General features: G+C 72.2%; 20 protein-coding genes, 2 pseudogenes and 1 riboswitch. Of the genes and pseudogenes, 14 read left to right on the top strand and 8 right to left on the bottom strand.

What is annotated here, in order from left to right; all coding sequences use genetic code 11:
• Positions 1–146: 146 nt before the first annotated feature.
• The 3 genes and pseudogenes from IEY56_RS01460 to IEY56_RS01470 all read right to left on the bottom strand — a co-directional run bounded on the left by IEY56_RS01460 (position 147) and on the right by IEY56_RS01470 (position 3832).
• Entirely contained in the window at positions 147–1589 is a 1443-nt protein-coding gene (locus IEY56_RS01460) for a recombinase family protein (protein WP_189035180.1), read from the bottom strand.
• Positions 1590–1626: 37 nt separating this feature from the next.
• Positions 1627–2145: pseudogene (locus IEY56_RS01465) on the bottom strand (DUF5995 family protein); the annotation flags it as partial.
• 382 nt (positions 2146–2527) lie between these two features.
• On the bottom strand, positions 2528–3832 hold the full coding sequence (locus IEY56_RS01470; RefSeq protein WP_189035181.1) for an MFS transporter: 1305 nt from the start codon (positions 3830–3832) through the stop codon (positions 2528–2530).
• Between the two features lie 325 nt (positions 3833–4157).
• Positions 4158–4286, top strand: a riboswitch (FMN riboswitch).
• A 214-nt stretch (positions 4287–4500) separates the two neighbouring features.
• On the opposite strand from IEY56_RS01470, the gene ribD reads away from it, so the two are divergent.
• From ribD to IEY56_RS01520, 10 genes are all read left to right on the top strand, one after another.
• Positions 4501–5625, top strand: coding sequence for a bifunctional diaminohydroxyphosphoribosylaminopyrimidine deaminase/5-amino-6-(5-phosphoribosylamino)uracil reductase RibD (ribD, locus tag IEY56_RS01475; protein ID WP_189035356.1), 1125 nt, complete (start codon positions 4501–4503; stop codon positions 5623–5625).
• Positions 5626–6291, top strand: a complete 666-nt coding sequence (locus tag IEY56_RS01480) for a riboflavin synthase (RefSeq protein ID WP_189035182.1) — start codon at positions 5626–5628, stop codon at positions 6289–6291.
• The gene (locus tag IEY56_RS01485) at positions 6288–6977 is read left to right on the top strand and encodes a nicotinamide mononucleotide transporter family protein (RefSeq protein WP_189035183.1); all 690 of its coding nucleotides are present in this window, start codon (positions 6288–6290) and stop codon (positions 6975–6977) included. The genes IEY56_RS01480 and IEY56_RS01485 overlap by 4 nt, the downstream gene beginning before the upstream one ends.
• 65 nt (positions 6978–7042) lie before the next feature.
• Positions 7043–8368: a bifunctional 3,4-dihydroxy-2-butanone-4-phosphate synthase/GTP cyclohydrolase II gene (locus tag IEY56_RS01490; protein ID WP_189035184.1), complete on the top strand. Its 1326-nt coding sequence runs from the start codon at positions 7043–7045 to the stop codon at positions 8366–8368.
• A 94-nt stretch (positions 8369–8462) separates the two neighbouring features.
• Positions 8463–8948, top strand: a complete 486-nt coding sequence (gene ribH / locus IEY56_RS01495; RefSeq protein WP_189035185.1) for a 6,7-dimethyl-8-ribityllumazine synthase — start codon at positions 8463–8465, stop codon at positions 8946–8948.
• Between the two features lie 35 nt (positions 8949–8983).
• Positions 8984–9256, top strand: coding sequence for a phosphoribosyl-ATP diphosphatase (locus tag IEY56_RS01500; protein WP_045862202.1), 273 nt, complete (start codon positions 8984–8986; stop codon positions 9254–9256).
• A gap of 144 nt (positions 9257–9400) precedes the next feature.
• Entirely contained in the window at positions 9401–10249 is an 849-nt protein-coding gene (gene hisG, locus IEY56_RS01505; protein ID WP_189035186.1) for an ATP phosphoribosyltransferase, read from the top strand.
• A gap of 29 nt (positions 10250–10278) precedes the next feature.
• Positions 10279–10731 (top strand): PH domain-containing protein, encoded by a 453-nt coding sequence (locus tag IEY56_RS01510; RefSeq protein ID WP_189035187.1) that lies wholly within the window; start codon positions 10279–10281, stop codon positions 10729–10731.
• Positions 10732–11039: 308 nt separating this feature from the next.
• Positions 11040–12455 carry a hemolysin family protein gene (locus tag IEY56_RS01515; protein WP_189035188.1) on the top strand — a complete coding sequence of 472 codons (1416 nt, stop codon included), beginning with the start codon at positions 11040–11042 and terminating at the stop codon, positions 12453–12455.
• Positions 12452–13603, top strand: a complete 1152-nt coding sequence (locus IEY56_RS01520) for a hemolysin family protein (RefSeq protein ID WP_189035189.1) — start codon at positions 12452–12454, stop codon at positions 13601–13603. Before IEY56_RS01515 ends, IEY56_RS01520 begins: the two co-directional genes overlap by 4 nt.
• Before the next feature lie 23 nt (positions 13604–13626).
• Here the strand turns inward: IEY56_RS01520 and IEY56_RS01525 are convergent, their stop codons facing one another.
• Complete coding sequence (locus tag IEY56_RS01525) at positions 13627–15654, bottom strand: AAA family ATPase (protein ID WP_189035357.1); 2028 nt, start codon at positions 15652–15654, stop codon at positions 13627–13629.
• Between the two features lie 504 nt (positions 15655–16158).
• Positions 16159–16779 (bottom strand): uridine kinase family protein, encoded by a 621-nt coding sequence (locus IEY56_RS01530; protein WP_189035190.1) that lies wholly within the window; start codon positions 16777–16779, stop codon positions 16159–16161.
• A 181-nt stretch (positions 16780–16960) separates the two neighbouring features.
• On the opposite strand from IEY56_RS01530, the gene IEY56_RS01535 reads away from it, so the two are divergent.
• Entirely contained in the window at positions 16961–18343 is a 1383-nt protein-coding gene (locus tag IEY56_RS01535) for a C39 family peptidase (RefSeq protein WP_189035191.1), read from the top strand.
• Between the two features lie 213 nt (positions 18344–18556).
• On the opposite strand, the pseudogene IEY56_RS29180 reads toward IEY56_RS01535, so the two are convergent.
• Positions 18557–18728: pseudogene (locus tag IEY56_RS29180) on the bottom strand (IS30 family transposase); the annotation flags it as partial.
• Between the two features lie 404 nt (positions 18729–19132).
• On the opposite strand from IEY56_RS29180, the gene IEY56_RS01540 reads away from it, so the two are divergent.
• Positions 19133–19471 carry a histone-like nucleoid-structuring protein Lsr2 gene (locus tag IEY56_RS01540; protein WP_189035192.1) on the top strand — a complete coding sequence of 113 codons (339 nt, stop codon included), beginning with the start codon at positions 19133–19135 and terminating at the stop codon, positions 19469–19471.
• Positions 19472–19643: 172 nt separating this feature from the next.
• Here the strand turns inward: IEY56_RS01540 and IEY56_RS01545 are convergent, their stop codons facing one another.
• On the bottom strand, positions 19644–20705 hold the full coding sequence (locus IEY56_RS01545) for a class I SAM-dependent methyltransferase (protein ID WP_189035193.1): 1062 nt from the start codon (positions 20703–20705) through the stop codon (positions 19644–19646).
• 385 nt (positions 20706–21090) lie between these two features.
• Here IEY56_RS01545 and IEY56_RS01550 point away from each other — a divergent pair, with 385 nt between their 5' ends.
• Together IEY56_RS01550 and IEY56_RS01555 are read left to right on the top strand one after the other, a co-directional pair.
• Positions 21091–23781, top strand: coding sequence for an alpha/beta fold hydrolase (locus IEY56_RS01550; protein ID WP_189035194.1), 2691 nt, complete (start codon positions 21091–21093; stop codon positions 23779–23781).
• A complete protein-coding gene (locus IEY56_RS01555; RefSeq protein WP_189035195.1) occupies positions 23778–24647 on the top strand; it encodes an ABC transporter permease in 870 nt (289 codons plus the stop codon). Before IEY56_RS01550 ends, IEY56_RS01555 begins: the two co-directional genes overlap by 4 nt.
• A 291-nt stretch (positions 24648–24938) precedes the next feature.
• Here the strand turns inward: IEY56_RS01555 and IEY56_RS01560 are convergent, their stop codons facing one another.
• Positions 24939–25175 carry a hypothetical protein gene (locus tag IEY56_RS01560; RefSeq protein ID WP_189035379.1) on the bottom strand — a complete coding sequence of 79 codons (237 nt, stop codon included), beginning with the start codon at positions 25173–25175 and terminating at the stop codon, positions 24939–24941.
• Between the last annotated feature and the right edge of the window lie 80 nt (positions 25176–25255).

The following is a 25255-nucleotide window of genomic DNA, read 5'->3' on the forward strand; positions in this document are numbered from 1 at the left end:
TTGGCTGGTCAGCCCACCTCTCCGCTGTAGAGAAGCCCTGTACGGCCCTCTGCGGCCCTCCCAGGCCCTCTAGGGCCCAGGGGGGCAGGGAACGACTGGGAGGCGCTCACGGGGCCGTACAGAGCCTCTGAAGGCGTCAGGGGCGGTCAGCCCTCGTTGCCGGACCACACGACAGTCAACCTGCCAGGGTCGAAGCCTCGGGCACCCCTCTTGCCCGGCCCCAGGGCCAGCACAGCGAACACCTCAGAGAGCTGCTCCCGCTGATCCTCCAGCGCAGCGGCTGCCCACCACTCCGCGCCGGTCTGGCCGGTAGGCACAAGCTCACTGCGCACGCCTGGGTCCTCGTCGGCAAGCTCCTGACGGCGGGCATGGGCGGCCTTCAGGCGCTCGAATGCCTCCGCTGTAGGTGCCTGGGCCAGGTCGGCTGTCGCGTCCCTGATGTCCCGCTCAGCGGCTGCCAGATCACTGGCGTTGCCGACGATGACGCGCTCCTTGAACATGGGCCAGTCTCCGGCGACACGGAGGTACAGCGAGGTGACGTGCTCTTCGACTCCCGCTGCTGTCGTGCTGGCTGGCCTCTCGCACTGGCTCCCGTCAGACCGGCTGGTACAGGCGTACCGGGCCGCGCCTGCTCCCGTGACGCCGACTCGCAGCGGGTGGCCGCAGGAGGCGCACGTGAGGAGCCCTGAGAGGAGGCGTGAGGGCCTCCCGCCCTTGCCCTGGCTCCGGGGCTCAGCGGCTAGGAGAAGGGCCCTGAGGGCGGCGTGCTCGGCCTCGGTCAGGATTGCAGGGAACGGGGTCAGTATCTGCCCGTCAGCATCCCGAACTGGCTTCCCCTGGTGCGAGATCTGACCGAGGACAGCGGTGCCCGTGAGAACGCCCCTGAGAGCCTGACGGGACCACGTTGACGCCTTCCTGGGCGCGTGTCCGGCGTGCTCCAGCCAGCGGCAGACACGGCCCAGGGACTCGCCTCTGAGCACGCGTTCGGCGGCCTCGCGGACGGCTGCGGCTTCGTCAGGCTCGATGGTCAGGACCTTGCCTGCTCCGTCGTCGGCGTCGGCCACCTGGTAGCCGAAGGGTGGCAGACCTCCGGCCCAGCGGCCAGCCTGGCGGGCGCGTCGGCGCATGCCTCCAGACCGCTGCTTCATCCGCTCACGTTCGGACCTGGCTACCTCGGCCTGGATCACGAACCTGAAGCGGAAGGCGTCCCCGTGGTCAGAGTCGATCCCTTGCGTGTCCAGCAGGCGAACAGGCGCGTGACTGGGGCGGCCTGACGCGGGGTCCTTGCCCTCGACCACGTCCAGCAGGGTTGCGGCCACGTTCAGGCCCTCACGAGTGAGCCGGTCGACGCTGTACGTCATCAGGACTTGGGCCCGGCCAGTCTTGGCGTCATCAAGCCAGGCAAGGAACTCAGGACGGTCTCGGTAGCCGCCGGACAGGCCGTCGTCTACGTGAAGGGCAGCCTCAGTGAAGCCCAGTCGCTGGCAGTGGTCCTGAACGTCCTTCGTCATCCCGGCCAGGGAAAGGTTGCTGTCCGAAGCCTGGCGGGACAGACGGATGTAGAGCGATGCGGAGGTCATGTCGACCATGCTTGCACAGATGTGCTTCAGTTGGTAGTGTCGCTCACGCTCCGCTCCGCGCCATCTCCAGACTCCACGAACCCACCAGGTGGGTGAGGGGATCGGCCACGTCCAGCAGGTCGGGGCCGGGCATCAGCTCTTCCCGGACGCGCTCCTCCAGCCCCGTCAGCAGGTCGCCGATCCGCTCGAAGTCGCTCTCCAGGGCGTCCGGTTCGCAGCCCCGCGCCTCGCAGGTCTCCAGCAGCGCGAGGGGCAGGTCGTGGCCGATGTGGGCGTTGATGCCGGCGGTGGCGAACTGCAGCGCGTGCACGGACGGATGGCGGCGGAAGTGGAAGAGCGGCCGCCAGCAGGACGGTGTGCGGCTGCCGGTGCGGGACGCCTCGACGGCGTCGAGGTAGCGCCCCGCGAAGCGTGCGCCGAGCTCCTCCGCGCTCGCACGGTCCGTGAACCAGCCGGTCGCCAGGCGCTGTTGCAGCTCCAGGGTGACCGACAGGTAGACGCGGTTGAAGACGGCCACCCCGTCCCCGGCGGGAAGGCCGGACCCGATGCGGTGCATGCGCCGCAGGACGGATGCGACCGAACGGCCCGCGGGAGCAAGCTGTTCGGCGGGGAAGGCCCCGGCGGCTCCCGGTCGCGGCGCGCACCCCGCCGCCCGGGCCGGGCCCGCCCCGGAGGGCCACCGCAGCTCCCCGCCGGAGGCCGGCCCCGATGGCTGCTGATCGGTTGAGGTCATGGACGGCAGCGTGGCAGCCGCCGGAGCGCCCCGCGGCGGACCTGCCCGCACAGCGCCCGTTTGGGGGATACGCATCTGCCGAAGTCGACCCGCCAGGTGGAGGTTCCCTCCGCACGGCGATCCGCGCCCCGACCCCGCGCCAGTGGGGGTGCGGGTGCGGGCCGAGACTCGCAACGGGCTGTCAGGAAGGGTCCCGGCCTCGCCCCTCGGGCGGTCAGGAGGACGCGGCCCCCAGACCGGAGGGAGTGCCGCTGCCCGAATCCGACGGCTGTGCCGCCGCCTCCCGCTCCCCGTCCCGTCGGGACGTCTTCCCCGCGGGATCCACCGGACCCGCCGCCGCGGGCTTCACGCCGGTGCGCAGCATGCCCGCCCCGAAGACCAGCCCCAGCAGCAGCACCGTGACCATCCCGAACGACGCCGTCAGCGACGTGGCTTCGGCGATCCAGCCGACGGCAGCCGGAGCCGCCAGGCCCGACGCGTACGCCAAGGTGGCCACCCCCGCGATCGCCTGCCCCTGCGATCCGGCGCCCGAGTGGCCCGCGGCGGCGAAGCACAGCGGCACCACGACCGCGATGCCGACGCCGATCAGGGCGAAGCCAGCGACTGCGGGCGCGGGGGACCCCGCGGCGACGACCAGCGCGCTGCCGAGCGCGGCCACCACTCCGCCGGCCCGAACGGTGCGGACCGGCCCGAGACGCCTGACCACGGCGTCTCCGGCGAGCCGCGCCACGGCCATCGTGAAGGCGAACGCGGTGAACGCCCCCGCGGCGAGCGCGGGATCGGCCCGGGTGACGTCCCGCAGGTAGATGCCCGACCAGTCCATGGAGGCGCCCTCGGCGAAGATCGCGCAGAATCCGATGACGCCGATCGGCAGGACCGCACGCGGAGGGAGCGCGAAGCGCGGCGGCTCCTCGCCGTCCTCCCGGCCGGGCTCCGACTCCTGCGCCGGCACGTCCAGCGCCCAGCGGCTCGCGACGACGGCCGCGGCCGCCGCCACCGGTGCGACCAGGGCCAGATGGACCCTGCCGTCGAGGCCCGTGTGCGCGGCCAGCGCGCCGCCGGCACCGCCGATCAGCGTGCCCACGCTCCACACCCCGTGCAGTCCGGACATCACCGACCTGCCGTACCGCTCCTCGATCCGCACCCCGTGTTCGTTCATGGCGACGTCCATCAGCCCGAGCCCGCACCCGTAGACGAACAGGGCCAGGCAGAGCCACCCCAGGGCGGGGGAGAGCGCCGGCAGTACGAGGCCCGCGCAGCACATCAGCGACAGCCAGGCCAGCAGCGGACGCGGGCTGTAGCGGTGTGCGAGACGGGCCGAGAGCGACATCGCAGCTGAGGCGCCGACGGTCAGGAAGACCAGCGCCATGCCCAGCCAGCCGGGGGTGAGGTGCAGATGCTCCCGGATCCAGGGGATGGCGGTGGCGAAGCTGCCGCTGGCCACGCCGTGTGAGGCGAAGACGACGGAGATCGCGAGCCGGGCCCGGCGGGTGGCTGCGTCGGGAGTGGTCTGCTGCATGTGCGGCGTCCTCCGGCCTGGGTTCCCTTGTCCGTGCGAGCGCCATGACGTGCACTTTCCGCAGCTTCGCGCGTGCGGCACGCCCGTTCGCCCTTGCCGCGGGCCACGCGATCCGGGCCACTGTACGGGGGACCGCGGGGAGCTCGGCAAGGCGATTCCACGCCTCGTCCGGACGGGCCGAGAGCGCTTGCGGACGCGGCCGGGCCGGCCCGGGGCGGACGCGCACGCACCCGGCTCGTGCGGACACCGTCTGTGAGTGAGCCCACAGCGGCCGGGAGCGTGGGTCGCCCCCGTCCGTGGCAGACTGGACGCGTACCAGTGACGTCAGCGCACTCCGGGGTCGGTGAAAGTCCGAACCGGCGGTTACAGTCCGCGACCCGGTCGCAGCCAGCGACCGGTTGACCAGGTGAAACTCCTGGACCGACGGTTAAAGTCCGGATGGGAGGCAGTGCACGGCGGGCCGAGACGGTACACCGCCGAACCCGGTTCTTCCCCGCGTTCCGCTTCGCGGAGAGGCCGGCTCCACGGGAGGCCGGCGGTGCAGCCGGCTCACAGGTCCGCAGACATCCCACATGCCCCGGAGTCCGTGCCCTAGAGGCAGGAGAGACCCGGTGGCCACCGACGCCGCAGGCTCAGCACCGTCCGCCGAACCGGCCGAGCGTGCCGCCATGCGCCGCGCAGTCGAACTCGCCGCCCGCGGCCTGGGATCGACCAGCCCGAATCCCGTCGTCGGCTGCGTCGTGCTGAACTCCGCGGGCCACCCAGTCGGCGAAGGCTGGCACCAGCGGGCCGGGGGCCCGCACGCCGAGGTGCACGCGCTGGCCGAGGCCGGGGACGACGCCAGGGGCGGCACCGCCGTCGTCACCCTCGAACCGTGCGACCACACCGGACGCACGGGCCCCTGTTCCCAGGCCCTCATCGACGCCGGGATCGCCCGCGTCCTCTACGCCGTCGCCGACCCCGGTTCCAACGGAGGCGAACGCACGCTGGCCGCGGCCGGCGTCGACGTCGAACGCGGCCTGCTCGCCGACGAGGCCGCGGCCGTCAACGCCGCCTGGCTCACCGCGGTGGGGATCCGACGCCCGTACGTCGTCTGGAAGTACGCCGCCACGCTCGACGGCCGCGTCGCCGCCGCCGACGGCTCCAGCCGCTGGATCACCTCGGATGCGGCGCGCGCCGACGTCCACCGCCTGCGGGCCCGTACCGACGCCGTGATCGTCGGCTCCGGAACCGCCCGCGCCGACGATCCGCACCTGGCCGTGCGCGGCGTCCCCGGCGCCGTGCAGCCGCTGCGCGTCGTGATCGACACCGCCGGCACCGCCGTACAGCCCGGCGCCCGCGTCCTCGACGGGACGGCGCCCACGCTGATCGCCGTGGCCCAGGACGCCGCGGCCCCCGAACTCGGCGGCGCCGCAGAGGTGTTGAGGCTGCCCCGGTCCGAGGGCGGCCGGCCCGGCGTGGACCTGCCCTCGCTGCTGAACGAGCTCTACGGACGGGGCGTGCGCTCGGCGCTGCTGGAGGGCGGTCCGACGCTCGCGGGCGCCTTCGTCGGAGAGGGGCTCGTCGACGAGGTCATCGGCTACATCGCCCCCGTGCTGATGGGTTCCGGGCCCGCCGCGCTCGGTGACGCCGGAATCGCCGCCATCGCGCAGGCGTTGCGGCTGCAGATGACCGAATCCGTGCGCGTCGGCCCGGACTTGCGCATCACAGCGGTCGCCGCGGGGTCCGCCCGCGCCAGAGCCTCCGCTGTCTCACCCGTCACCGCTTCCACCGCTGCCACCGAGGAGTCCTGAGTGTTCACCGGAATCGTCGAAGAACTGGGCGAGGTCGTCGCCGTCGAAGAGCTGCCGGGCGCGGCACGCATGCGCCTGCGCGGCCCCCTCGTGACCGAGGGCGTACGGCACGGAGAGTCGATCGCCGTCAACGGCGTCTGCCTCACCGTCGTCACGACCTCCGACGGCGAGTTCACCGCGGACGTCATCGGCGAGACGCTGGAACGCTCCTGCCTGGGAGCCTTGCGGGCCGGCTCCCGCGTCAACCTGGAGCGCCCCATGGCGCTGGGCGGACGGCTCGACGGCCACCTCGTCCAGGGCCACGTCGACGGCACGGGGACGATCACCGAGCGCACGGAGCAGGGCGACGTGGCCGTCCGGATCCCCCCGGAGCTGGCCAGGTACGTCGTCGAGAAGGGCTCCATCACCGTCGACGGCGTCAGCCTCACCGTCGTCGAGGCGGGCGACGAGCACTTCACCGTCAGCCTGATCCCCACGACGCTCGAGGCCACGACGCTGGGCGTGAAACAAGCGGGTGACCCGGTCAACCTCGAGGTCGACGTCCTCGCGAAGTACGTCGAGCGGCTGATGAGCCACGGCGGGGGCGCGCACACAGCGCGCGGCGGCGTGAGCGGAGACGGGGAAGCCGGGCATGACGCCGGGCGCCCGAGGGAGACCGTCCGATGAGCGCTCTCGGCTGGCTCAACGACGAGGCGTTCACGGCGTTCGGGCAGCACGTCATCTACTCCGACGTCATCGGCAACTCCATAGGTCTCGCCGCGCTCGCGCTGGGCTGGCGCCGCTCCATCCTCACCTGGCCCGTGCAGCTGCTCTCCGGAGTGGTGCTCGTCGGCGCCTACTACTCGGCGCAGCTCGCGGGTGGAGTCGGTAAGCAGCTCCTCGTCGTGCTGGTGGCGCTGTGGGGCTGGCGGCAGTGGCGGCGCGGCAAGCGGGACACGCAGGACGGCGCGGTGGCGGTGCGCTTCGCGACCGCACGCGAGCGCGCCGTGCTCCTCGCCGGCACCGTCCTGGGCACCCTCGCGCTCGGCGGGCTCTTCACCCTCGTCCCGTCGCTGTCGTGGAGCCCGTGGCCGGACGCGTACATCTTCGTCGGCACGCTCGCCGCGATGACCGCGCAGGCGCGGGGCCTGGTGGAGTTCTGGTTCGCCTGGCTGCTGGTCGACATCGTCGGCGTGCCCCTGGCGTTCAGCAGCGGCCTCGCCTTCTCGGGCCTCGTGTACGTCGTCTACCTCGTCCTCGTGCTGTGGGGCCTGCGCAGCTGGTGGCTGCGCACGCGCCGCACGGACGGGGCGCAGAGCGCGGGGAGCCGCGGGCCGGACCACCGGACCGCACCGGAGGGAGCACTGCCGTGAGCCACGCAGCAACCGCACCGAACGGCACCACCGGCCCGAACGGGGCCCGTCAAGGAGTCGCAGCCATGAGCGTGAGCACCACCCCCGGCCGGTCCGCGGCCCACCACCCCGCCGGCGACGGCGAGCGCGGCGACGAGGAGTTCGGACTGGACCCCGTCGAGCGTGCGATAGCGGACATCGCCCTCGGGCGTCCCGTGGTGGTCGTCGACGACGCGGACCGCGAGAACGAGGGCGACCTCGTCGTGGCGGCCGAGCGGATCACTCCCGAGATCGTCGCCTTCATGATGAGCGAGTGCCGGGGCCTGATCTGCACCCCCATGGAGGCCGCCGACGTCGACCGGCTGGAACTGCCGCAGATGGTCGAGGAGAACTCCGAGGCCATGGGCACCGCCTTCACCGTCTCCGTCGACGCGTCCGCGCACCACGGCGTCTCCACCGGCATCTCGGCCGCCGACCGCGCCACCACGATCCGCCTCCTCGCGGAGGCGGGGTCCGCGCCGGGCGACTTCGTGCGTCCCGGGCACGTCTTCCCCCTCCGCGCCAAACCCGGCGGCGTGCTGGCGCGGCCCGGCCACACCGAAGCCGGCGTGGATCTGGCCCGGCTCGCGGGGCTGCGGCCCGCCGCCGCGATCGTCGAGATCGCCGGCGAGGACGGCGCCATGCTGCGGCTGCCCGAGCTGATCCCGTTCGCGCGCAAGCACGGCCTCGCGATCATCTCCATCGAGGACCTCGCCGCCTACCGCGTGACGTCCGAGCCGGCCGTCCGCCGGGAGGCCGTCACGCGGCTCCCCACGCGGTTCGGCGAGTTCCAGGCGTACGGGTACCGCTCCTCCCTCGACGGCGTCGAGCACATCGCCCTCGTCGCCGGGGACCTGGCAGAGGAGGGCGGCCAGGACGTACTCGTACGCGTCCACTCCGAGTGCCTGACCGGCGACGTCTTCGGATCGCTGCGCTGCGACTGCGGCACCCAGCTGCAGGAGTCGCTGCGGCGCGTGCAGGAGGAGGGCAGGGGAGCGGTGGTCTACCTGCGCGGGCACGAGGGCCGGGGGATCGGGCTGCTGTCCAAGCTGCGCGCCTACGAACTCCAGGAGCACGGCCGCGACACCCTCGACGCCAACCTCGAACTGGGGCTGCCCGCGGACGCACGCGACTACGCCGCGGCCGCACGGATCCTCGGCGACCTCGGCGTGCGCTCCCTGCGGCTGCTGACCAACAACCCGGACAAGGCCGAGGCGCTCACCCGGCACGGGCTGCGGGTCGCCGAGCGGGTCGCCATGCCCGTCGAGGCCGGCGAGCACAACCTGCGCTACCTGCGCACCAAGCGCGACCGCATGGGGCACGATCTGCCGTGGCTGGAGGCGGACCCCGCCTCGCCCTGCGGCAGCCAGTGACCCGCGCACGCGCCGCGCGCCACGAGGACCGATTCCACCCATCCACACCCGCCGGCCGGACCCGCCGGCCCGGGACACCGACGCGAGGAGCAACGTGAGCGGCAAGGGAGCCCCCGAACTGTCCGTGAAGAACTGCGGCGACCTGCGCGTGGCGGTCATCGCCGCGCAATGGCACCAGCAGGTCATGGACGGGCTCGTCGACGGATCGCTGCGCGCCCTGCGCGAGCTGGGCATCGACGAGCCGACGCTGCTGCGCGTCCCCGGCAGCTGGGAGCTGCCCGTCGTGGCCAAGGTCCTCGCGGGCCGCGGCTACGACGCGATCGTGGCCCTCGGCGTCGTCGTCCGCGGCGGGACTCCGCACTTCGAGTACGTCTGCCAGGGCGTGACCCAGGGCCTGACGCAGGTGTCGGCCGACACCGGCGTCCCCGTCGGCTTCGGCGTCCTGACCTGTGACACCGAGGAGCAGGCCCTGGACCGGGCGGGCCTCGAGGGGTCGTCGGAGGACAAGGGGCACGAGGCCGTCACCGCCGCCGTCGCCACGGCGGCCGTGCTGCGCACCGTGGCCGAACCCTGGCGCTAGGAGCGCCGGGGCCTGCACGTAGAGTTGAGGACACCATGGCGAACAAGACCTTCGAGGAGCTCTTCGCCGAGCTCCGGCACAAAGCCGCCACCGGCGACCCCATCACCTCCCGTACCGCGGAACTGACCGCCCAGGGAGTGCACAGCATCGGCAAGAAGATCGTCGAGGAGGCCGCCGAGGTGTGGATGGCGGCCGAGTACGAGGGGGAGGAGCGGACCGCCGAGGAGATCTCGCAGCTGCTCTACCACGTGCAGGTGATGATGATCGCCCGGAACGTGTCCCTCGAGGACGTATACGCTCATCTCTGAGCGCCGGCGCGTACGCCCGGCGCCGCACTCCGGCCGCGGCGCACAGCCCGACGCCGGCCCGGGCATCCGTCTCTTCCCCCGGCACCGAATCCACCACCCGAACCCCGCTCGCACCCAGCACTTCACGCAAAGGAACCCCGCACCATGCTGCGCATCGCCGTCCCCAACAAGGGTTCACTGTCGGAGCCTGCGTCGGAGATGCTCCAGGAGGCCGGGTACAAGCAGCGCAAGGACCGCCGTGAACTGGTGCTCGCCGACACGGAGAACGAGGTCGAGTTCTTCTTCCTGAGGCCCCGGGACATCGCGGTCTACGTCGGCTCGGGCAAGCTCGACATCGGCATCACCGGCCGCGACCTGCTCCTGGACTCCGGCGCCCGCGCCGAGGAGATCCTCCAACTCGGCTTCGCGGGCTCCACGTTCCGCTACGCGACTCGTCCGGGGACGGCGAAGAGCGTGACCGACTTCGGCGGCATGACGGTCGCCACGTCCTTCTCCGGGCTGGTCACCAAGCACCTCGCCGACCACGGCGTCGACGCCTCCGTCGTCCACCTCGACGGTGCTGTGGAGACGGCCATCCAGCTCGGCGTCGCGGAAGTCATCGCCGACGTCGTGGAGACCGGAACGACCCTGCGCAACGCGGGTCTTGAGATCATCAGCGAGCCGATCCTGCACTCCGAGGCGGTCGTAGTGCGGGGGACCGGAGCGCCTGACGACGACCCGAAGGTGCGGCAGTTCCTCCGCCGCATGCAGGGCGTCCTCGTCGCCCGCCGCTACGTGATGATGGACTACGACATCCGCGCCGAGCACCTGGAGCAGGCCGTCGCCCTCACCCCGGGCCTCGAGTCGCCCACCGTCTCGCCGCTGCACGACCAGGGCTGGGTCGCCGTGCGGTCCATGGTCCGTACGAAGGAGGCGCAGCGCATCATGGACGACCTGTACGACCTGGGCGCCCGGGCCATCCTCACCACCGGCATCCACGCCTGCCGCCTGTAGTGCGTGCGAACCAGCCAGGAGCCCCGCGCATGACCGAACTGCCCGAGCTGCCCGTTACGTTCCGCCCCACGCGCACGCGCGCCGTCCTCCTCACCGTGGGCGTCCTGCAGGGCTCCGTGCTCGTCGTGATCGCCCTGCTCCTGCCGTCGGCGACGACGGCGCCGGGTGAGCGGGTCAGTTTCATCGTGACCGGACTCCTCTTCTTCGGCGTGCTCCTGCTTCTCTCGCGCCCCCGCGTCACCGCGGACGAGAAGGGGGTGACCGTCGTCAACCTGACGACCACGAGGCGTCTCGAATGGGCGGAAGTGCTGGCCGTGCGGCTCCGTGCCGGCGACCCGTGGGTCGCCCTCGACCTCGCCGACGGCACCAGCCTTCCCGCGATGGGGATCCAGCCGGGCATCGCGAAGCAGCAGGCGATCGACGACGCCGCCGCACTGCGCGCCCTGGCGCTCGAACACGGCACTGGAGACCCCGTGCGCTGACCCCGAGCAGGACCGGGCGCTCCGCTCCGTGCCGGACGCCCGGCGGGCGGGACGGCGGCCCCGCGCGACCGGCGGCGCCTCGAGCCGTCCTCCCCGTTCCCCGGGCAGAACCGATTCACCCCGGCGTCGCCCCTGCCGCGGCCCGCACGAAGGTGATTACTCTGGTCGGGGCGGCGATCCGGGGAATGACCCACTCGGCCGCGGCCCCGCTCTGACCCCCTACCCGAGGAGTGACCACCGTCAGCGATGGACGGATCGTCCTGTAGTACCTGCGCTGTGCCTGCCCTGCCCGTCGGGGGAGCCACAGCATGACCCTCCCGCTCGTACTTCTCGCCGCAGCCTTCCTGCTGATCCTGGCCAACGGCTTCTTCGTCGCCGCCGAGTTCGGCCTCGTCACCGTGGAACGCCCGGAAGCCGAACGTGCCGCCGCCGAAGGCGACCGCAGGGCACGCGCCGTGACCGCCGCCCTGCGCGAGCTGTCCTTCCAGCTCTCGGGGACGCAACTCGGCATCACCCTCACGTCGCTGGTCGTCGGCATGCTCTCCGAACCAGCCCTCGCACGCCTCCTGGGCCCTCCGCTCGCGGCCTCCGGGCTTCCCGCGGGGCTGGTCCCCGGCGTCGCCGTCATGATCGGCATGCTGCTCGCCTCGGCGCTGCAGATGGTGGTCGGCGAACTGGTCCCCAAGAACTGGGCCGTCTCCCGGCCGATGCAGGTCGCGCGCTTCGTCGCACGCCCCCAGCGGCTCTTCTCCGCCGCGTTCCGGCCGCTGATCACCCTGCTCAACGCCGTCGCCAACCGCATCGTCCGGTTGTTCGGCGTGCAGCCCGCCGAGGAGCTGGCGTCCGCCCGTACACCCGGCGAACTGGTCTCCCTCGCGCGGCACTCCGCACGCGCGGGCGCCATCGAGCAGGACACCGCCGACCTCTTCGTGCGGACCCTCTCCCTGGCCGGCCTGACCGCGCAGCACGTGATGACGCCCCGCGTGCGGGTCTGCGCCCTGCAGACCGGCGCGACGGCGGAGGACGTCCTCAACCTCACCCGCGCCACGGGACACTCCCGCTTCCCCGTCTACCGCGAGCGGCTCGACGAGATCACGGGAATCGCCCACCTCAAGGACGCCCTCGCCGTCTCCGCCGGGGAGCGGCTGCGCACTCCCGTCACGCGGATCACGGCACCGGTGCTGCAGGTCCCGGAGTCGCTGCCCGTGCAGCCGCTGCTGGAGCGGCTGCGCCGCGAGGCGCCCATCGCCGTCGTCGTCGACGAGTACGGCGGTACGGCGGGCGTGGTCACTCTCGAGGACATCGTCGAGGAACTGGTAGGCGAAGTGCGCGACGAGCACGACGGGGACGACGTGCCGGCCCTCGCTCCCGCCCCGCCCGACCCGGAGGGCCGGCCCGCCTGGGAGGCGGACGGCGGCTGCCGCGTGGACATGCTGAGCCGGATCGGCCTCCAGGCGCCGGAGGGCCCGTACGAGACCGTCGCCGGGCTCGTCGCCGACCGGCTCGGACGGATCCCCGCCCCCGGGGACGTCGCCGTCCTCGGCGGCGGGCCGGACGCCCCCGGCTGGCAGCTGCGGGTACGGCACGTCAGCCACCACCGGGCCGAACGCGTCCGGATCGTCAAGGCGGACGACGGCGCACGCCCTGCGGGGCCGTCCGTACGCGAAGCGGCTCCCGCCGAGCCGCACCGACCGCACCGGCAGGCCGAGGGGAGCACCCGGTGAGCACCCTGCAACTCCTCTTCGCGGCCCTTCTGGTGCTGGGCAACGGCTTCTTCGTGGGCGCCGAGTTCGCGCTGGTCTCCGTGCGCCGCAGCCAGATCGAACCGCTGGCCGCCGGTGGATCGGCACGAGCCCGCAAGGTGCTCACCGGCCTGGAGAACCTGCCGCAGATGATGGCGGCCGCGCAGTTCGGCATCACGATCTGCTCGCTGACGCTCGGCGCGGTCGCCGAACCCACCATCGCGCACCTGCTGGAGCCCCTCTTCCACGCGGTGCGGCTGCCCGAGGCGCTCGTCCACCCCGTCGGGTACGTCGTCGCGCTGGCCGTCGTCGTCTCCGCGCACCTCGTCATCGGCGAGATGGTCCCGAAGAACCTGGCGATGGCCGCTCCGGAGCGCACCGCGCTGTGGCTGAGCCCCGGTCTCGTCGGCTTCGCGCGGCTGTGCCGTCCCGTGACCGCGTCCCTCGGCAGCTGCTCCAAGTGGATCCTGCGGCTCTTCCACGTCGAGCCGCGGGACGAGGTCGAAGCCGTCTACACCAGCGAGCAGCTCACCGACCTGCTCGCCGACTCCCGGCAGGCGGGGCTCCTGGACCACGAGGAGCACGAACGGCTCTCCGACGCCCTGGAGCTGGGCTCCCGGCCCGTCACGGACGTGCTGCTCGCCCGCACGTCCCTGGTGACCGTCCCGCCGGACGTCACGCCGCGCCAGGTCGAGGAACTGACGGTGCGCACCGGATACTCGCGCTTCCCGATCTGCGCCCCCGGCGGCGCGTTCATGGGGTACCTGCACGTGAAGGACGTGCTGGACCTCACGGAGCACGAGCGTGCCGTGCCGCAGCATCTGTGGCGGTCCATGGCCACGCTCCGGGCCGAACTGCCCCTGGACGACGCGCTCGCGGCGATGCGCGGTGCCGCTTCCCACCTGGCGGCGGTCGCCGACGCCTCGGGGCGGGTGCTGGGCCTCGCGGCGCTGGAGGACGTGCTGGAGATGCTGGTCGGAGAGGTGCACGACCCGGCTCACGAACCGACGGGGGCGCCGCCGAAGCAGCGCACGTCCGGTTCTGCGGCGGCAGCGGCCGATTCCAGTACGGGCGGCGGGAGTTCCACGGGTGTGGCGGAGAAAGCCGCGTCGGAGGTCCCGGCCGGCTGAGCCCCGAGGGGCGTGTCGTCGGCTCAGCCCAGCGGGGAGGGCGGGTCGGGGCGCGGCCCGTCGGGGCCTCGCCCGGAGAGCACCTCACCGTAGGCCTGCATCAGGTCGGGAAGCCGCAGCGTGGACAGGTCCTCGCGCGTAGGCGTGCCCGGATACCCGGAGAGCCGCAGGTCGCGGTACGCGCAGCTCTTCTCGTAGAGGGTGCGCAGGAAACGGCCGTTGCCCAGTTCGTCGACCCAGCCCTGGTCGACGACGTGGCCGCTGATGCTGCGCATCTCCTCGAGGCTCTCCTCGTCCCACACGTCGCCGTTCTCCGCCGCCAGGACCTCGCCGATCGCGGTCAGTTCCAGCGGGCGGTAGCTGGGGAAGTCCACACGCGTAGTGAAGCGCGACGACAGGCCCGGATTGGCCGCCAGCAGGCGGTCCATGCCCTCCCGGTAGCCGGCGAGGATGACGACGAGCTGGTCGCGGTTGTCCTCCGCCCGTTTCAGCAGCACCTGCAGAGCCTCGTCGCCGTACGCGTCGCCCTTGCTGTAGCCGGAGTTGGCGAGCGCGTACGCCTCGTCGACGAACAGCACGCCGCCCAGCGCCGAGTCGATGAGCTCGTTGGCCTTCACGGCCGTCTGTCCGAGGAACTCCCCTACGAGATCGGCCCGTTGGGCCTCCACCAGATGGTCGCCGCCCAGGAGTCCCAGCGCGTAGAACGCGCGGCCGAGGATGCGTGCCACCGTCGTCTTGCCCGTCCCCGACGGGCCGGAGAAGACGAAGTGCCGCTTCGGCGGCTGAACCGGCAGACCCTGGGCGGCACGCAGCCGCGCCATGTGGAGCTGGGCCGAGAGGGCCCGCACCTGGCGCTTGACGGGCTCCAGGCCGACCATCCGCTCCAGTTCGTCCAGCGCCTGGGCGAGCAGGACCGGGTCGGAGGGGCCCGCCAGCACGCGGTCCGTGCCGGAGTCCGCAGCATGGGCGGCGATACGGTTCCGCACCGCGTCGGAATCCACCCGTACGGGCTCCGCCGGGTCGCCCGAGTCCTCCAGGTTCAGCGCGTCGGCCAGCGGGTCCAGGTCGGGGTCCGCGCTCTCGGCGGGATCCGCTGCGTCGAAGCCGGGCGCCCCGGCGGGCCCGGCGAGCGGACCGTCCGCGGCCGGGAGGTCGCCGGCGTCCTGGCCGGGCTCCAGCCCGCCGGGCGGCCCGTCCGTCCCGTCGAGGCCGCCGCGCCCGCCGCCCGTTCCCGCGAGCGCGATCGTGGCGGCCACGTCGCCGGAGTCGCCGAGACCGTCGCTCTCGGCGATGGCCGTCAGCCGCGCGGCGGTGTCCATGAAGGCCGGGTCGATCCGGTGCACGGCGCGGTAGAGCGGCAGCGCCGCGGCGCTGCGACCGGTCCCCTCCCTTGCCCGTGCCAGCCAGTAGCGCAGCTCCTTGCGCTGGGGCTGTTCGCTGCGGCAGCGCATCAGGGCCGAGGCGAGCAGCGGCTCGGCCTGCCCGTACATCTCCAGCCGCACGCGGGCCATCCCGGCGAACAGGCCGGCCTCGATGCCCAGGAGCGGGTCCTCGACGAGGGGTTCGGTGTGGGCGACGAGCCGCTCCCAGTCCTTGGCGAGGTAGGCGCGGCAGGCGTGCAGGAAGCGCACCTGCGGATCGGTCTCCACGGGCGGGCAGTCGGCGAGCGCCCGGTCGAGTTCCGCGACGTGGCGTCCGTCGAGCCAGTGCGAGGCGTGGGCGAGGAGCAGGTCGCGCTCGCTCTCGAGCACCGGCTGTACCCACCAGCCCAGCCAGTACCAGGAGTTGAGGTTGCGCGCGTAGCGTTCGCGCTGCTCGCCGAAGCGGCGGCGGTGCTGGTACATGTGGAGAAGGGCCGTCGGGGTGTCGGCGCGCAGGGCGTGGAGTCCCAGCCAGCCGTCGGCCATTCCGGGATCGAGCCGTACGGCGGTGTGGAACTCCTCCTCGGCCTGGGTGTACTGGCCCACCGTGTAGGCGTCCACCCCGCGCAGCCAGGCGAGGTCGGCGGGTGCGTGGATGTGCGGACCGCCGCTCTGCCTGCCGTAGTCCATCACGTCCCCCACGAAACGTCCCCCCGTCATCCGCCGACGGCCGCCCGCCTGCGTCCGGGGAGCGGGCCCCGGGCGCCCCATCACCGTTCGACCGGACGAGGTGCCGGACGAACGTCCGTACTCCGGGCGGGATTTGGGGTCGGCTGACCCTGGTTTGCCCGATGTCCGCCGCCCCCAAGCATCGTACCTGCGGGGTCGTCGCCTCCGAAGGCCGTCGCGGGAGCCCTGGGGGCGCCGAAGTGGAAGGCTGCGCTCCGGACTGATGTGGTGACGTACGGTGAGCGCGGGGCCGGAGAATTCATCGACGGCCCGTGTGCGGACAGGACGAAGCCCCCGATCACGGGGGAACAACCGGGGGCTTCGCGTCTGCGGGCGACCTGTACGGATCGCCTTCTGGAAAAGTAATTCCTGTGGGGTCCCCGGGTCAAGCGACTCTGCGCGACTGTCCGGGAGAGGGGCCTTACGAACGCCCAACGCGTAACGGTGCGTGACGAGTTGGAGCTGTCAGCGCTGTCTCGCGGGCCCCCTGCGCACCTCGTATCCCTGCGCCCCCCGACGCACCACGTAATTCGCATACGAATACGAGGGGTCCTCGGCGAAATGCGTAGTCTCCGCACGCGTCCACTCGTCCCAGAATCCGGACAGTTCCGTACCGTCCCGCCGCCTTCCGCGCCTCCGCGCCTCCTCCGGAGCGACGTCCATCCACAGCAGCCCCGCGAGATGCGGGCGCAGCTCGCACCGTCCCGCCCCCACGCCCTCGATGAGCACGACAGGGGCGGCGGGAGCGGTGCCGGCCGCGTCCGGGGGCGGCGGGAAGCGGCCCTGCGCCCAGTCGTAGCGGACGTAGTGCGCGGGGCGGCCCCCGGCGAAGGGGGTGAGGACGTGCTCCGCGAAGCGTGCGGTCCAGCCGAAGAAGGACGCGTGAGTGGCGAAGTCGTCCAGATGCAGCACGGGTGCACCGTCCAGACGGGCGGACAGCACGCCCGCGAACGTCGTCTTGCCCGACCCGGCGTGCCCGTCCACCGCCACGAGCCGCACAGGCCCGCACGAGGGGGGTGCGGCGGACAGCTCCGCGGCGAGGGAGACGGGGTCCAGGACGGTGTGAGGGTCCGCTTGCCGGGGCATCGCATTCAGCGTACGGCCCGCGCGGGAACCGCCCCCTCCGGGGCTGCGCAGTGGTCCAAACCAATATTGGTGGGTGCGTTCGGCGGGCCGATCCCTGGCACGGGGGGCGCCGCAGCGGGGATAGTGGCAGTCTGACGCGCACCTGACGCCGCATGGGAACCGAGTTGAGGGATCTATGGCCATGAACAGCAGACCCGCCACGCGCCGAACCGTCCTGGCTGCCGCCGTAGCCACCGCAGCCGGCGTCGCGGCCGGACAGCCCGCGGCCGCCGCCGGGCTGAGCACGGGCGCCGGGGCGGGCACACGGGCGGGCGGCGGTGCGTCGCACGTCTCGCTGCACAGCTGGCACCGTTACCGCGACTGGGCGGAGGGCAAGGCTGAGGGCGTACGCGCCGTCAACTCGGGCCGTCCCCGCATCGTCTTCGAGAGGCCGCAGGGCACCGCCAAGTACAAGGACCCCCACACCGACAAGACGGAGACGTGGGAGTACGCCACGTGGACCTCGCCGCTGCGCGAGGCGGGTGTGGACGCGGGCGAGATCATCACGTCCTGGAACGCGCACACCCCCGCCGGCACCTGGCTCCGCATCGAGCTCAAGGGCCTCTACTCCGACGGCACGAAGTCGCCGTGGTTCACGATGGGCATCTGGACCGCCGGCGACGGCGAGGACGTGCCGCGCCGCACCTCCGTCGACGACCAGAGCGACGACAAGGCCAGCGTCTGGACGGACACGCTCGCCGTCGACGACCCGGCGAGCGGCCTGCGGGTGATCGCGTACCAGGTGCGTCTGACGCTGTACCGAGCCCTCGCCAGCGGCGCCGAGCCGGCCGTGTGGCGTCTGAGCGCCATGTGCTCCGACGTTCCCGACCGGTTCGAGGTCCCCGCCTCCGAGCCCAGCCTGCCGCGCGGCGTCGAGCTGGACGTGCCGCCCTACTCGCAGGAGATCCACAAGGGCCAGTACCCGGAGTACGACGGCGGCGGCGAGGCCTGGTGCAGCCCGACCTCCTCGCAGATGATCATCGAGTACTGGGGGCGCAAGCCGTCGGCGGAGGACCTGGAGTGGGTCGACCCGTCGTACGAGGACCCTCAGGTGTGCCACGCCGCGCGCCATGCCTTCGACTACCAGTACGAGGGGTGCGGGAACTGGCCGTTCAACGCGGCCTACGCGGCGACGTACCGCGGCATGGAAGGTGTCGTCACCCGCCTGGAGAGCCTGACGGACGCCGAGCGCCTCATCGCGGCCGGTATCCCCCTCATCACGTCGCAGTCCTTCATCGAGTCCGAACTCGACGGCGCGGGCTACGGAACGGCGGGGCACCTCATGACGGTCGTCGGCTTCACCGACGACGGCGACGTCATCGCGAACGACCCGGCCTCCGAGGACAACGACGCGGTCCGCAACGTCTACAAGCGGCGCCAGTGGGAGAACATCTGGCTGCGCACCAAGCGCAAGGACGCGGACGGCAAGGTCAAGTCCGGTACGGGCGGCGTGTGTTACCTCTACTTCCCCCGTGAGATCACGGCGCGCCAGAAGGCCGCGCTGAGGTCCGTGGGAGTGCGCTGAGGTCACACCGGCACGCACGCGGAAAGGGCCCCTCCCGGCGGGCGAATTCGAGGGGTCGTTGCAACACCTGGTCGTGTTGATCAGGCCGCGAGAAGTTTAGGACAGACGCTCGGCTGGGGTTTCCCAGCCGAGCGTCTTGCGTGGGCGGCTGTTGAGCTCGGCGGCGACGCGGTCCAGGTTCCTCGCGGGTGTGGACCGACAGGTGTGTGCCCCGAGCATGGCTTCCGTTGCGCCACTTCTTGCCGGTCCGCACATCGATGCCGACGATCCTACGGGCTTCCTCGCTGCTGTAGCCCCGCTGCATGAGTTGGAAGTATGCCGCCTGCTCACGGGTCAGCTTCCTCCTGCCCTGCGGCTTCCTGTCCCTGCGAACCTCGAAGTCCATCGCATCCCCAGAGCTGGGTGTTGCGACGACCACTAGAACTCAAGCGTTCGGGAGGGGCCCTCCCGATGTCCGCGGGAAGGCGGCGGAAGTCCCTCGGGAAGTCCGGGAATTGGTTCCTTGAACCGCGCTTGCGCCGCCGCGAACGGGCCCGGCCGCCGCCTCCGCAGCAAGGGCGGTTGCGTGTGCGCGGGCCCGGCAGGAATGCGGCCCCGGCGTGAGGATGCTCTCCGCCGACAGAAGAACTTTCCTGCGCGGCGGGTGAGAAATGGCAGTGCTGCCGCCCGGCCGGCCAGCCTATTACGGCTGTGTGCTACAAGTGGCCTCGACGCAACAGGAATTGACGGGCAGTTCCGCAGCGGTCAATATGTAGCTTCTTCTTCAGATGATCCCGGAAGGAACCCAACATGGCGCAGCGGGTCGTGACTCTCCTCATCGATGACATTACGGGTGAGGAGTCCGAAGACGTCACGAACGTGCAGTTCTCCGTGGCCGGCACGGATTTCGAGATCGATCTCAACGACAAGAACCACGCCGAGTTCATGAACGCCCTGGCCCCCTACATGGAAAAGGGCCGGCGCATCAAGCGGAGCCGAAAGGGCGGCGGGGCGGCCACCCGGTCCTCCTCCGCGGGCGCGAAGGACACGGCGAAGATTCGCGAATGGGCGAAGAGCCAGGGCCACAACGTCAACGAGAGGGGACGGGTGCCGGCTCACATCCGCCAGGCATACGAAGAGGCCCACTGACCCCTTTCGGCACCCTGGAATGCGGTGCCGCACCGGCCCTGCCCGGCCGCTCGTGCCGGCCGGGCAGCCCCGCCCGGCGGAGCACTGCCGGGAGCGGCGTGACGGCTGGCGGAATCCGCGGCCCGCGCACTGCGCCTTCCGTCGCCGTCGTACGTCCCGGGCCGTCGCATCGTCAGGACGTGCGGCGGGCCAGCACCCGGTAGGTGTTGGACATGCCGCGCTTGCGTCCGATCGGCGCGACGAGGCGGTCGACCAGCAGCGCGGACACCACGACGGGCAGGCTCACCAGGAACGCCGCCTTGCGCAGCGCCTTGCGGAGGCGTGACGGCGGAGCCGCGCGCCAGGCCAGGTCCTCTCCGGAGATCGTGGCGGCGTTCACGAGAAGGAGCGCCGCGTTCACCGCGTCCGTTGCGATGTGCGGTTCGGCCCTTTGCTCGGCGACCACGGTGAACCCCAGATCCGTCAGCCGGGCGCGCAGGTTCGCGATCGGCATCATGTGGAGGTGCTGCGGCTGCAGCCAGGGCGTCCACCAGCGGCCGAGCAGCCGGTTCCAGGCGCATTCGGGGTCCGGCAGCTCGATGGAGAGGTACCCGCCCGCGGGGAGTGCCCTGCGGGCGGCTGCTATCTCCGCTCCCGGATCCAGGGTGTGTTCCAGGTAGTGGTACATGCTGATCACGTCGTACTGGCCGGCGATCTCGTCGGCGAGTTCGACGAAGTTGCCGTGGTAGGCCTTGCGGATGCGCCCCTCCTGCTGGCCGAGCAGGACGCCCTCCGTCATGTCGAGTCCGTCGAACTCGGTCTCCGGCAGCACCGTCTTGGCGTCCTGCGGGAAGTGGCCGTGCCCGGTGCCCACGTCGAGCCACTGCTGGGGCGTGCCTGCTGAGGCGAGGACCATGCGGGCCCGTCCCTCGTGCCCCGAGCGGTTGAACTGGAGCGTGGAGTTCATGTCCTGTTCGCCGAGTCCGTCGTAGAAGTCCCGGTAGTAGAATTCGAGACCTTCGGCGTTCAGGCGCGGATTCTGGAACACATGCCCGCAGTCCGTGCAGGATTCCAGGACGAATCGGCCCGGCTTGTGCTGTATGACGTCGGAGGTGCGCAGCACGACCTTGAACGGCTTCGCCGACGTGCACCAAGGGCAGGTCTCTCGGCGGGCTTCGAAGAACCGCTCGGTTCCGTCGGCGAGGTCGGACAGGTACGCCGGTCTGCGTGCGGCAATCATTTCGCTCTTCGTCATGGCCGCGGATGCTATACGTTCCCGACCGCCCCGAGCCGCGAGTTGTCCGCGCCCTATGGAGTTCACGGCAGCAGAACCTGCTCCAACTCGCATGTTTCCGGCTCAATTCGCTGTCCGGGGAAGGCGGAAGCGAGGGGAGCGCTCTCCTTCCGCGGAGAGCCGGGCGGCCAGCACGGCAATGACCGCTTCCGGTACGCACCGGCGAGCAATCCGCCCTCGCCGGCCGTTCCGAGTTCCGGCGTGCGACCGTTGTACCGACCCCGCTGCCGGCCCGCATCCGTACTGCGGTGGTTGTAGGGGGGCGCGTGCGCGTACGCCCGGGAGCCGAGCCGGAATCCACCTGGAGACCCCGGCAATCCGCCGTCCGTCCTTCTAGGGTTCGACCATGGATCTGCGAAAGAGCCGGGAAAACCGGCCGGTCACCTGGCCGGACCGGCTGCGCGGCACGACGCGCCGCGCCCGCAGAACGCTGCTCGCCGGCGTCGCCGCTGTGGCAGTGCTCTCCGGTGCGGGCACGTGGAGCGCGACGGCGTCCGGGGAAGAGCCGCCGGTCGACCGGGCCGACCGGACCTTCGCCATGCCGGGCGCGAAGATCGACGCCTCGTACTTCACCTCGGGCCCCCGCTCCGTGAAGCGGCCGGTCGTGCTGCTCGGCCACGGATTCGGCGGCGACAAGGACGACATGCGCGCGCAGGCGCAGAGCCTGGCCCGGCAGGGCTACGCCGCAATGACGTGGTCGGCGCGCGGCTTCGGGGACTCGACCGGTGAGATCGGCCTGAACGACCCCGAGCACGAGGTCGCGGACGTCTCCCGGCTGATCGACTGGCTGGCCCGGCGTCCCGAGGTGCTGCTCGACGGGGACGGCGATCCGCGGGTCGGCATGACCGGCGCCTCGTACGGGGGTGCGATCGCGCTGCTCGCGGCGGGACACGACGACAGGGTCGACGCCATCGCGCCGCGGATGACGTACTGGAACCTCGCCGACTCGCTGTTCCCGGACGGAGTCTTCAAGAAGCTCTGGGCGGGGGTCTTCTTCAACTCCGGCTCTCCGCAGGGCGGCTGCGGCAGTTTCGAGGCGGAACTGTGCGAGATGTACGAGCGGGTGGCGGTGAGCGGCGAGCCGGACCGCGCCGCACGCCGGCTCCTCGAGGCACGCAGCCCCTCCTCGGTGGGGGACCGGATCAAGGTGCCCGCACTGATCGCCCAGGGCCAGGCCGACTCCCTCTTCCCGCTCGGCCAGGCGGACGCCATGGCCAAGGCGATACGGGCCAACGGCGCGCCCGTCTCCGTCGACTGGTTCGCGGGCGGCCACGACGGCGGCGACCCGGAGACCGCCCGCCTCGACGCCCGCACGGCAGCCTGGTTCGACCGTCACCTGAAGGGCGACAAGAGCGTCGACACCGGACCGGCCTTCCGCATCACGGAGTCCGGAGGCGTGGACTCCACCGACGGCACCGTCCGGACGCGGGGGGCGACCGGCGCCTCCTATCCAGGGCTGCGCAGCGGAGCCCGCGAAGTCGCCCTCGACACGGCGGAGAAGCGCTTCGAGAACCCGCCGGGCGCGGGACCGCCCTCGATCTCCTCCGTTCCCAGCCTCGGCGGCGGGCTTTCGCAGCTGTCCTCGTTCGGCGTCGGCGGCCTGAACGTCGACTTCCCCGGCCAGCACGCGCGGTTCGACTCCCGGCCGCTGACGAGTCCGCTGCGCGTCACCGGCTCTCCCACCGCCAGGGTGCGGGTGAAGTCCGAGAGCGACGCCGACGCCGTGCTCTTCGCGAAGGTGTACGACGTCGGGCCTGACGGCCGAGCGACCCTGCCCTCCCAGCTCGTCTCCTCCGTCCGCGTCAGCGGCGCCCAGCGCGGCAGGACCGTGGACATCCGGCTTCCCGCCGTGGACCACGAGGTCCAGGCGGGCCACCGGCTGCGGCTGGTCCTCGCCACCACCGACCTCGGCTACGCCTCCCCGGCCGAACCCGGCTCGTACAGGGCCTCCCTGGCCGGCGGCCTGAGCGTCCCCACCGCCGACGGCGTCAGCACGGAGGCCGCCCCGCTGCCCGCCTGGGTCTGGGGGCTCCCGCTCGCGGGCGCCGTCGCCGCGGTCCTGCTGGTGACCGTCCGCCGCCGCGCACCGGTCCCCGCTCCCGACCCTGAGCTCGCCGAAGTGCCCCTGCAGATCACCGGGTTGACGAAGCGCTACGCGAAGTCCGCCGGCAGGTACGCCGTACGCGACCTGTCCTTCCGCGTCGAGAAGGGTCAGGTGCTCGGGCTGCTCGGCCCGAACGGCGCGGGCAAGACCACGGCCCTGCGCATGCTGATGGGGCTGGTCACGCCCGACGCGGGCGAGATCCGCCTCTACGGGCAGGCCGTGCGCCCCGGCGCTCCGGTGCTCTCCCGGGTCGGCTCCTTCGTCGAGGGCGCGGGCTTCCTCCCGCACCTGTCGGGCCGGGCCAATCTGGAGCTGTACTGGGCCGCCACAGGGCGCCCCGCAGAAGACGCCCGCATGGACGACGCACTGGAGATCGCGGGGCTCGGGGACGCCGTGCAGCGTGCGGTGCGCACGTACTCCCAGGGCATGCGGCAGCGGCTCGCCATCGCCCAGGCCATGCTGGGCATGCCGGACCTGCTCATCCTCGACGAGCCCACCAACGGGCTCGACCCGCCGCAGATCCGCGAGATGCGCGAGGTCATGATCCGCTACGCCGCCCAGGGCCGCACCGTGATCGTCTCCTCGCACCTGCTGGCAGAGGTCGAGCAGTCCTGCACCCATCTCGTCGTCATGGACCGCGGACGGCTCGTGCAGGCAGGCGCGGTCAAGGAGATCACCGGCTCCGGCGAGACGCTGCTCGTCGGCGTCGACGGCCCGCCCCTCGGGGACGCCGAGCTGGGCAAGGTGGCCGGGCTGCCCGGCGTGCTGTCCGCCGTACGGGCCGACGGCGGCCTGCTGGTGCGGCTGAGCGGCGCGAGCCCGTCCCAGTTGCTCGCGGAACTCGTGGGGATGGAGATTCCGGTGAACGGCCTCGCGCCGCAACGCCGCCTGGAGGACGCCTTCCTCACCCTCATCGAAGGAGAGACCTCGTGACCGCCCAGTCGGGAACCGCGTCCGGCTACCGGCCGGGCCGCACGCTGCCCTTCCGGGTGGAGGCCGTACGGCAGTTGCGCCGCCGCCGCACCGCGGTGGTGGCGGTGATCCTGGCCGTCCTCCCCTTCGTCCTCGTCCTGGCCTTCGCGATCGGCGGCGACGGCGACGGGGGTGACGGGGCGGGCCGCGAGCGGCGGATCAACCTGATGGACACCGCCACCGCCTCCGGGCTCAACTTCGCCACGTCGGCGCTGTTCCTGTCGGCCGGGTTCCTGCTGGTCGTCCCCGTGGCGCTGTTCTTCGGGGACACCGTGGCCTCGGAGGCCGGATGGTCGTCGCTGCGGTACCTGCTGGCGGCGCCCGTGCCGCGCGCGCGGCTGCTGTGGAGCAAGCTGAGGGTCGCGCTGACGTTCAGTCTGGCCGCGATCGTGCTGCTGCCCCTGATGTCCCTGGCCGTGGGCACGGTCGCCTACGGGTGGCAGCCGCTCCGGAGTCCGGCCGGCGGCTCGATCCCCGAGGACGCCGCCCTGCTGAGGCTCGCGCTGGCCGTCGCGTTCGTCTTCGTCTCCCAACTGGTCACGGCGGGCCTGGCGTTCTGGCTCTCCACGGTCACCGACGCGCCGCTGGGCGCGGTGGGCGGCGCGGTGGGACTGACCATCGTCGGCAACCTGCTGGACGCCGTCGAAGCCCTCGGTTCCTGGCGGGAGTTCCTGCCCGTCCACTGGCAGTACGCGTGGGCGGACGCGCTGCAGCCCCAGCTGGAGTGGGCCGGGATGCTGAAGGGGAGTTCGGTATCGGTGACTTACGCCCTGGTGCTGTTCGCCTTCGCGTTCCGCGGGTTCGCCCGGAAGGACGTCGTCTCCTGAACTCGGCCCTCCGGCACGGGACATGGGCCGACCACCCGCCTGTACTGGACGGGGTGCCGACGGTGCGGCGCCTTTCACCCTGGTTCGATCCGGCCCAGGGGCGCGGCGCCGTCCAGGAGACTTTTCCGCACCGTCGTCCAGCCGGCGTCCTCGACGCCGAGCGTTTGACGGAGACGGGCCCACGTAGCCCGCCGGACGAGGACGACAGCGGGGAGTCGTCCCGGTCCCCGGCGACGACGAGGGCCGGGCACCGGAGTCGGGGCCTGTCCCTGCAGCCGGGGCAGTCGCTGGTCAGCGGTGGGTGACGGCGGTGGGTGGGCGATGGGCGCGGATGTCCACAGGGCGACCGACGGGATCGCGAGCTGTCATCGTCCACTGCGTGGGCAGCGTCTCGATCTGTCCGGCCGGCCATCCGGCGTCCAGGATCTGCTCGCGGACCTCGCGGACCTCGCGGACCTCGCGGACCTCGCGGACCTCGCGGACCTCGCGGACCTCGCGGACCTCGCGGAGCTGCGCGAGTGTCGCCACGGCATGGCGGGGCGACTGTAGCGCCGCCCCGGGAGGAGCACCTGGCGATGCCCTCCCCACGTGCGTACCGCTCCGATCCG

This window comes from Streptomyces daqingensis, from assembly GCF_014645895.1.
GTDB classification, from domain to species: Bacteria; Actinomycetota; Actinomycetes; order Streptomycetales; family Streptomycetaceae; genus Streptomyces; species Streptomyces daqingensis.

Bases quoted from the DNA above. Each gene is read 5' to 3' on its own strand.
- IEY56_RS01490 (WP_189035184.1), top strand. From the start codon at position 7,043: ATGAGCGTGAGCACCACCCCCGGCCGGTCCGCGGCCCACCACCCCGCC.
- IEY56_RS01485 (WP_189035183.1), top strand. From the start codon at position 6,288: ATGAGCGCTCTCGGCTGGCTCAACGACGAGGCGTTCACGGCGTTCGGG.
- IEY56_RS01510 (WP_189035187.1), top strand. From the start codon at position 10,279: ATGACCGAACTGCCCGAGCTGCCCGTTACGTTCCGCCCCACGCGCACG.
- IEY56_RS01460 (WP_189035180.1), bottom strand. From the start codon at position 1,589: ATGGTCGACATGACCTCCGCATCGCTCTACATCCGTCTGTCCCGCCAG.
- ribD (WP_189035356.1), top strand. From the start codon at position 4,501: ATGCGCCGCGCAGTCGAACTCGCCGCCCGCGGCCTGGGATCGACCAGC.
- IEY56_RS01535 (WP_189035191.1), top strand. From the start codon at position 16,961: ATGAACAGCAGACCCGCCACGCGCCGAACCGTCCTGGCTGCCGCCGTA.
- IEY56_RS01550 (WP_189035194.1), top strand. From the start codon at position 21,091: ATGGATCTGCGAAAGAGCCGGGAAAACCGGCCGGTCACCTGGCCGGAC.
- IEY56_RS01525 (WP_189035357.1), bottom strand. From the start codon at position 15,654: ATGGACTACGGCAGGCAGAGCGGCGGTCCGCACATCCACGCACCCGCC.
- IEY56_RS01500 (WP_045862202.1), top strand. From the start codon at position 8,984: ATGGCGAACAAGACCTTCGAGGAGCTCTTCGCCGAGCTCCGGCACAAA.
- IEY56_RS01540 (WP_189035192.1), top strand. From the start codon at position 19,133: ATGGCGCAGCGGGTCGTGACTCTCCTCATCGATGACATTACGGGTGAG.
- IEY56_RS01545 (WP_189035193.1), bottom strand. From the start codon at position 20,705: ATGACGAAGAGCGAAATGATTGCCGCACGCAGACCGGCGTACCTGTCC.
- hisG (WP_189035186.1), top strand. From the start codon at position 9,401: ATGCTGCGCATCGCCGTCCCCAACAAGGGTTCACTGTCGGAGCCTGCG.
- IEY56_RS01470 (WP_189035181.1), bottom strand. From the start codon at position 3,832: ATGCAGCAGACCACTCCCGACGCAGCCACCCGCCGGGCCCGGCTCGCG.
- IEY56_RS01530 (WP_189035190.1), bottom strand. From the start codon at position 16,779: ATGCCCCGGCAAGCGGACCCTCACACCGTCCTGGACCCCGTCTCCCTC.
- IEY56_RS01515 (WP_189035188.1), top strand. From the start codon at position 11,040: ATGACCCTCCCGCTCGTACTTCTCGCCGCAGCCTTCCTGCTGATCCTG.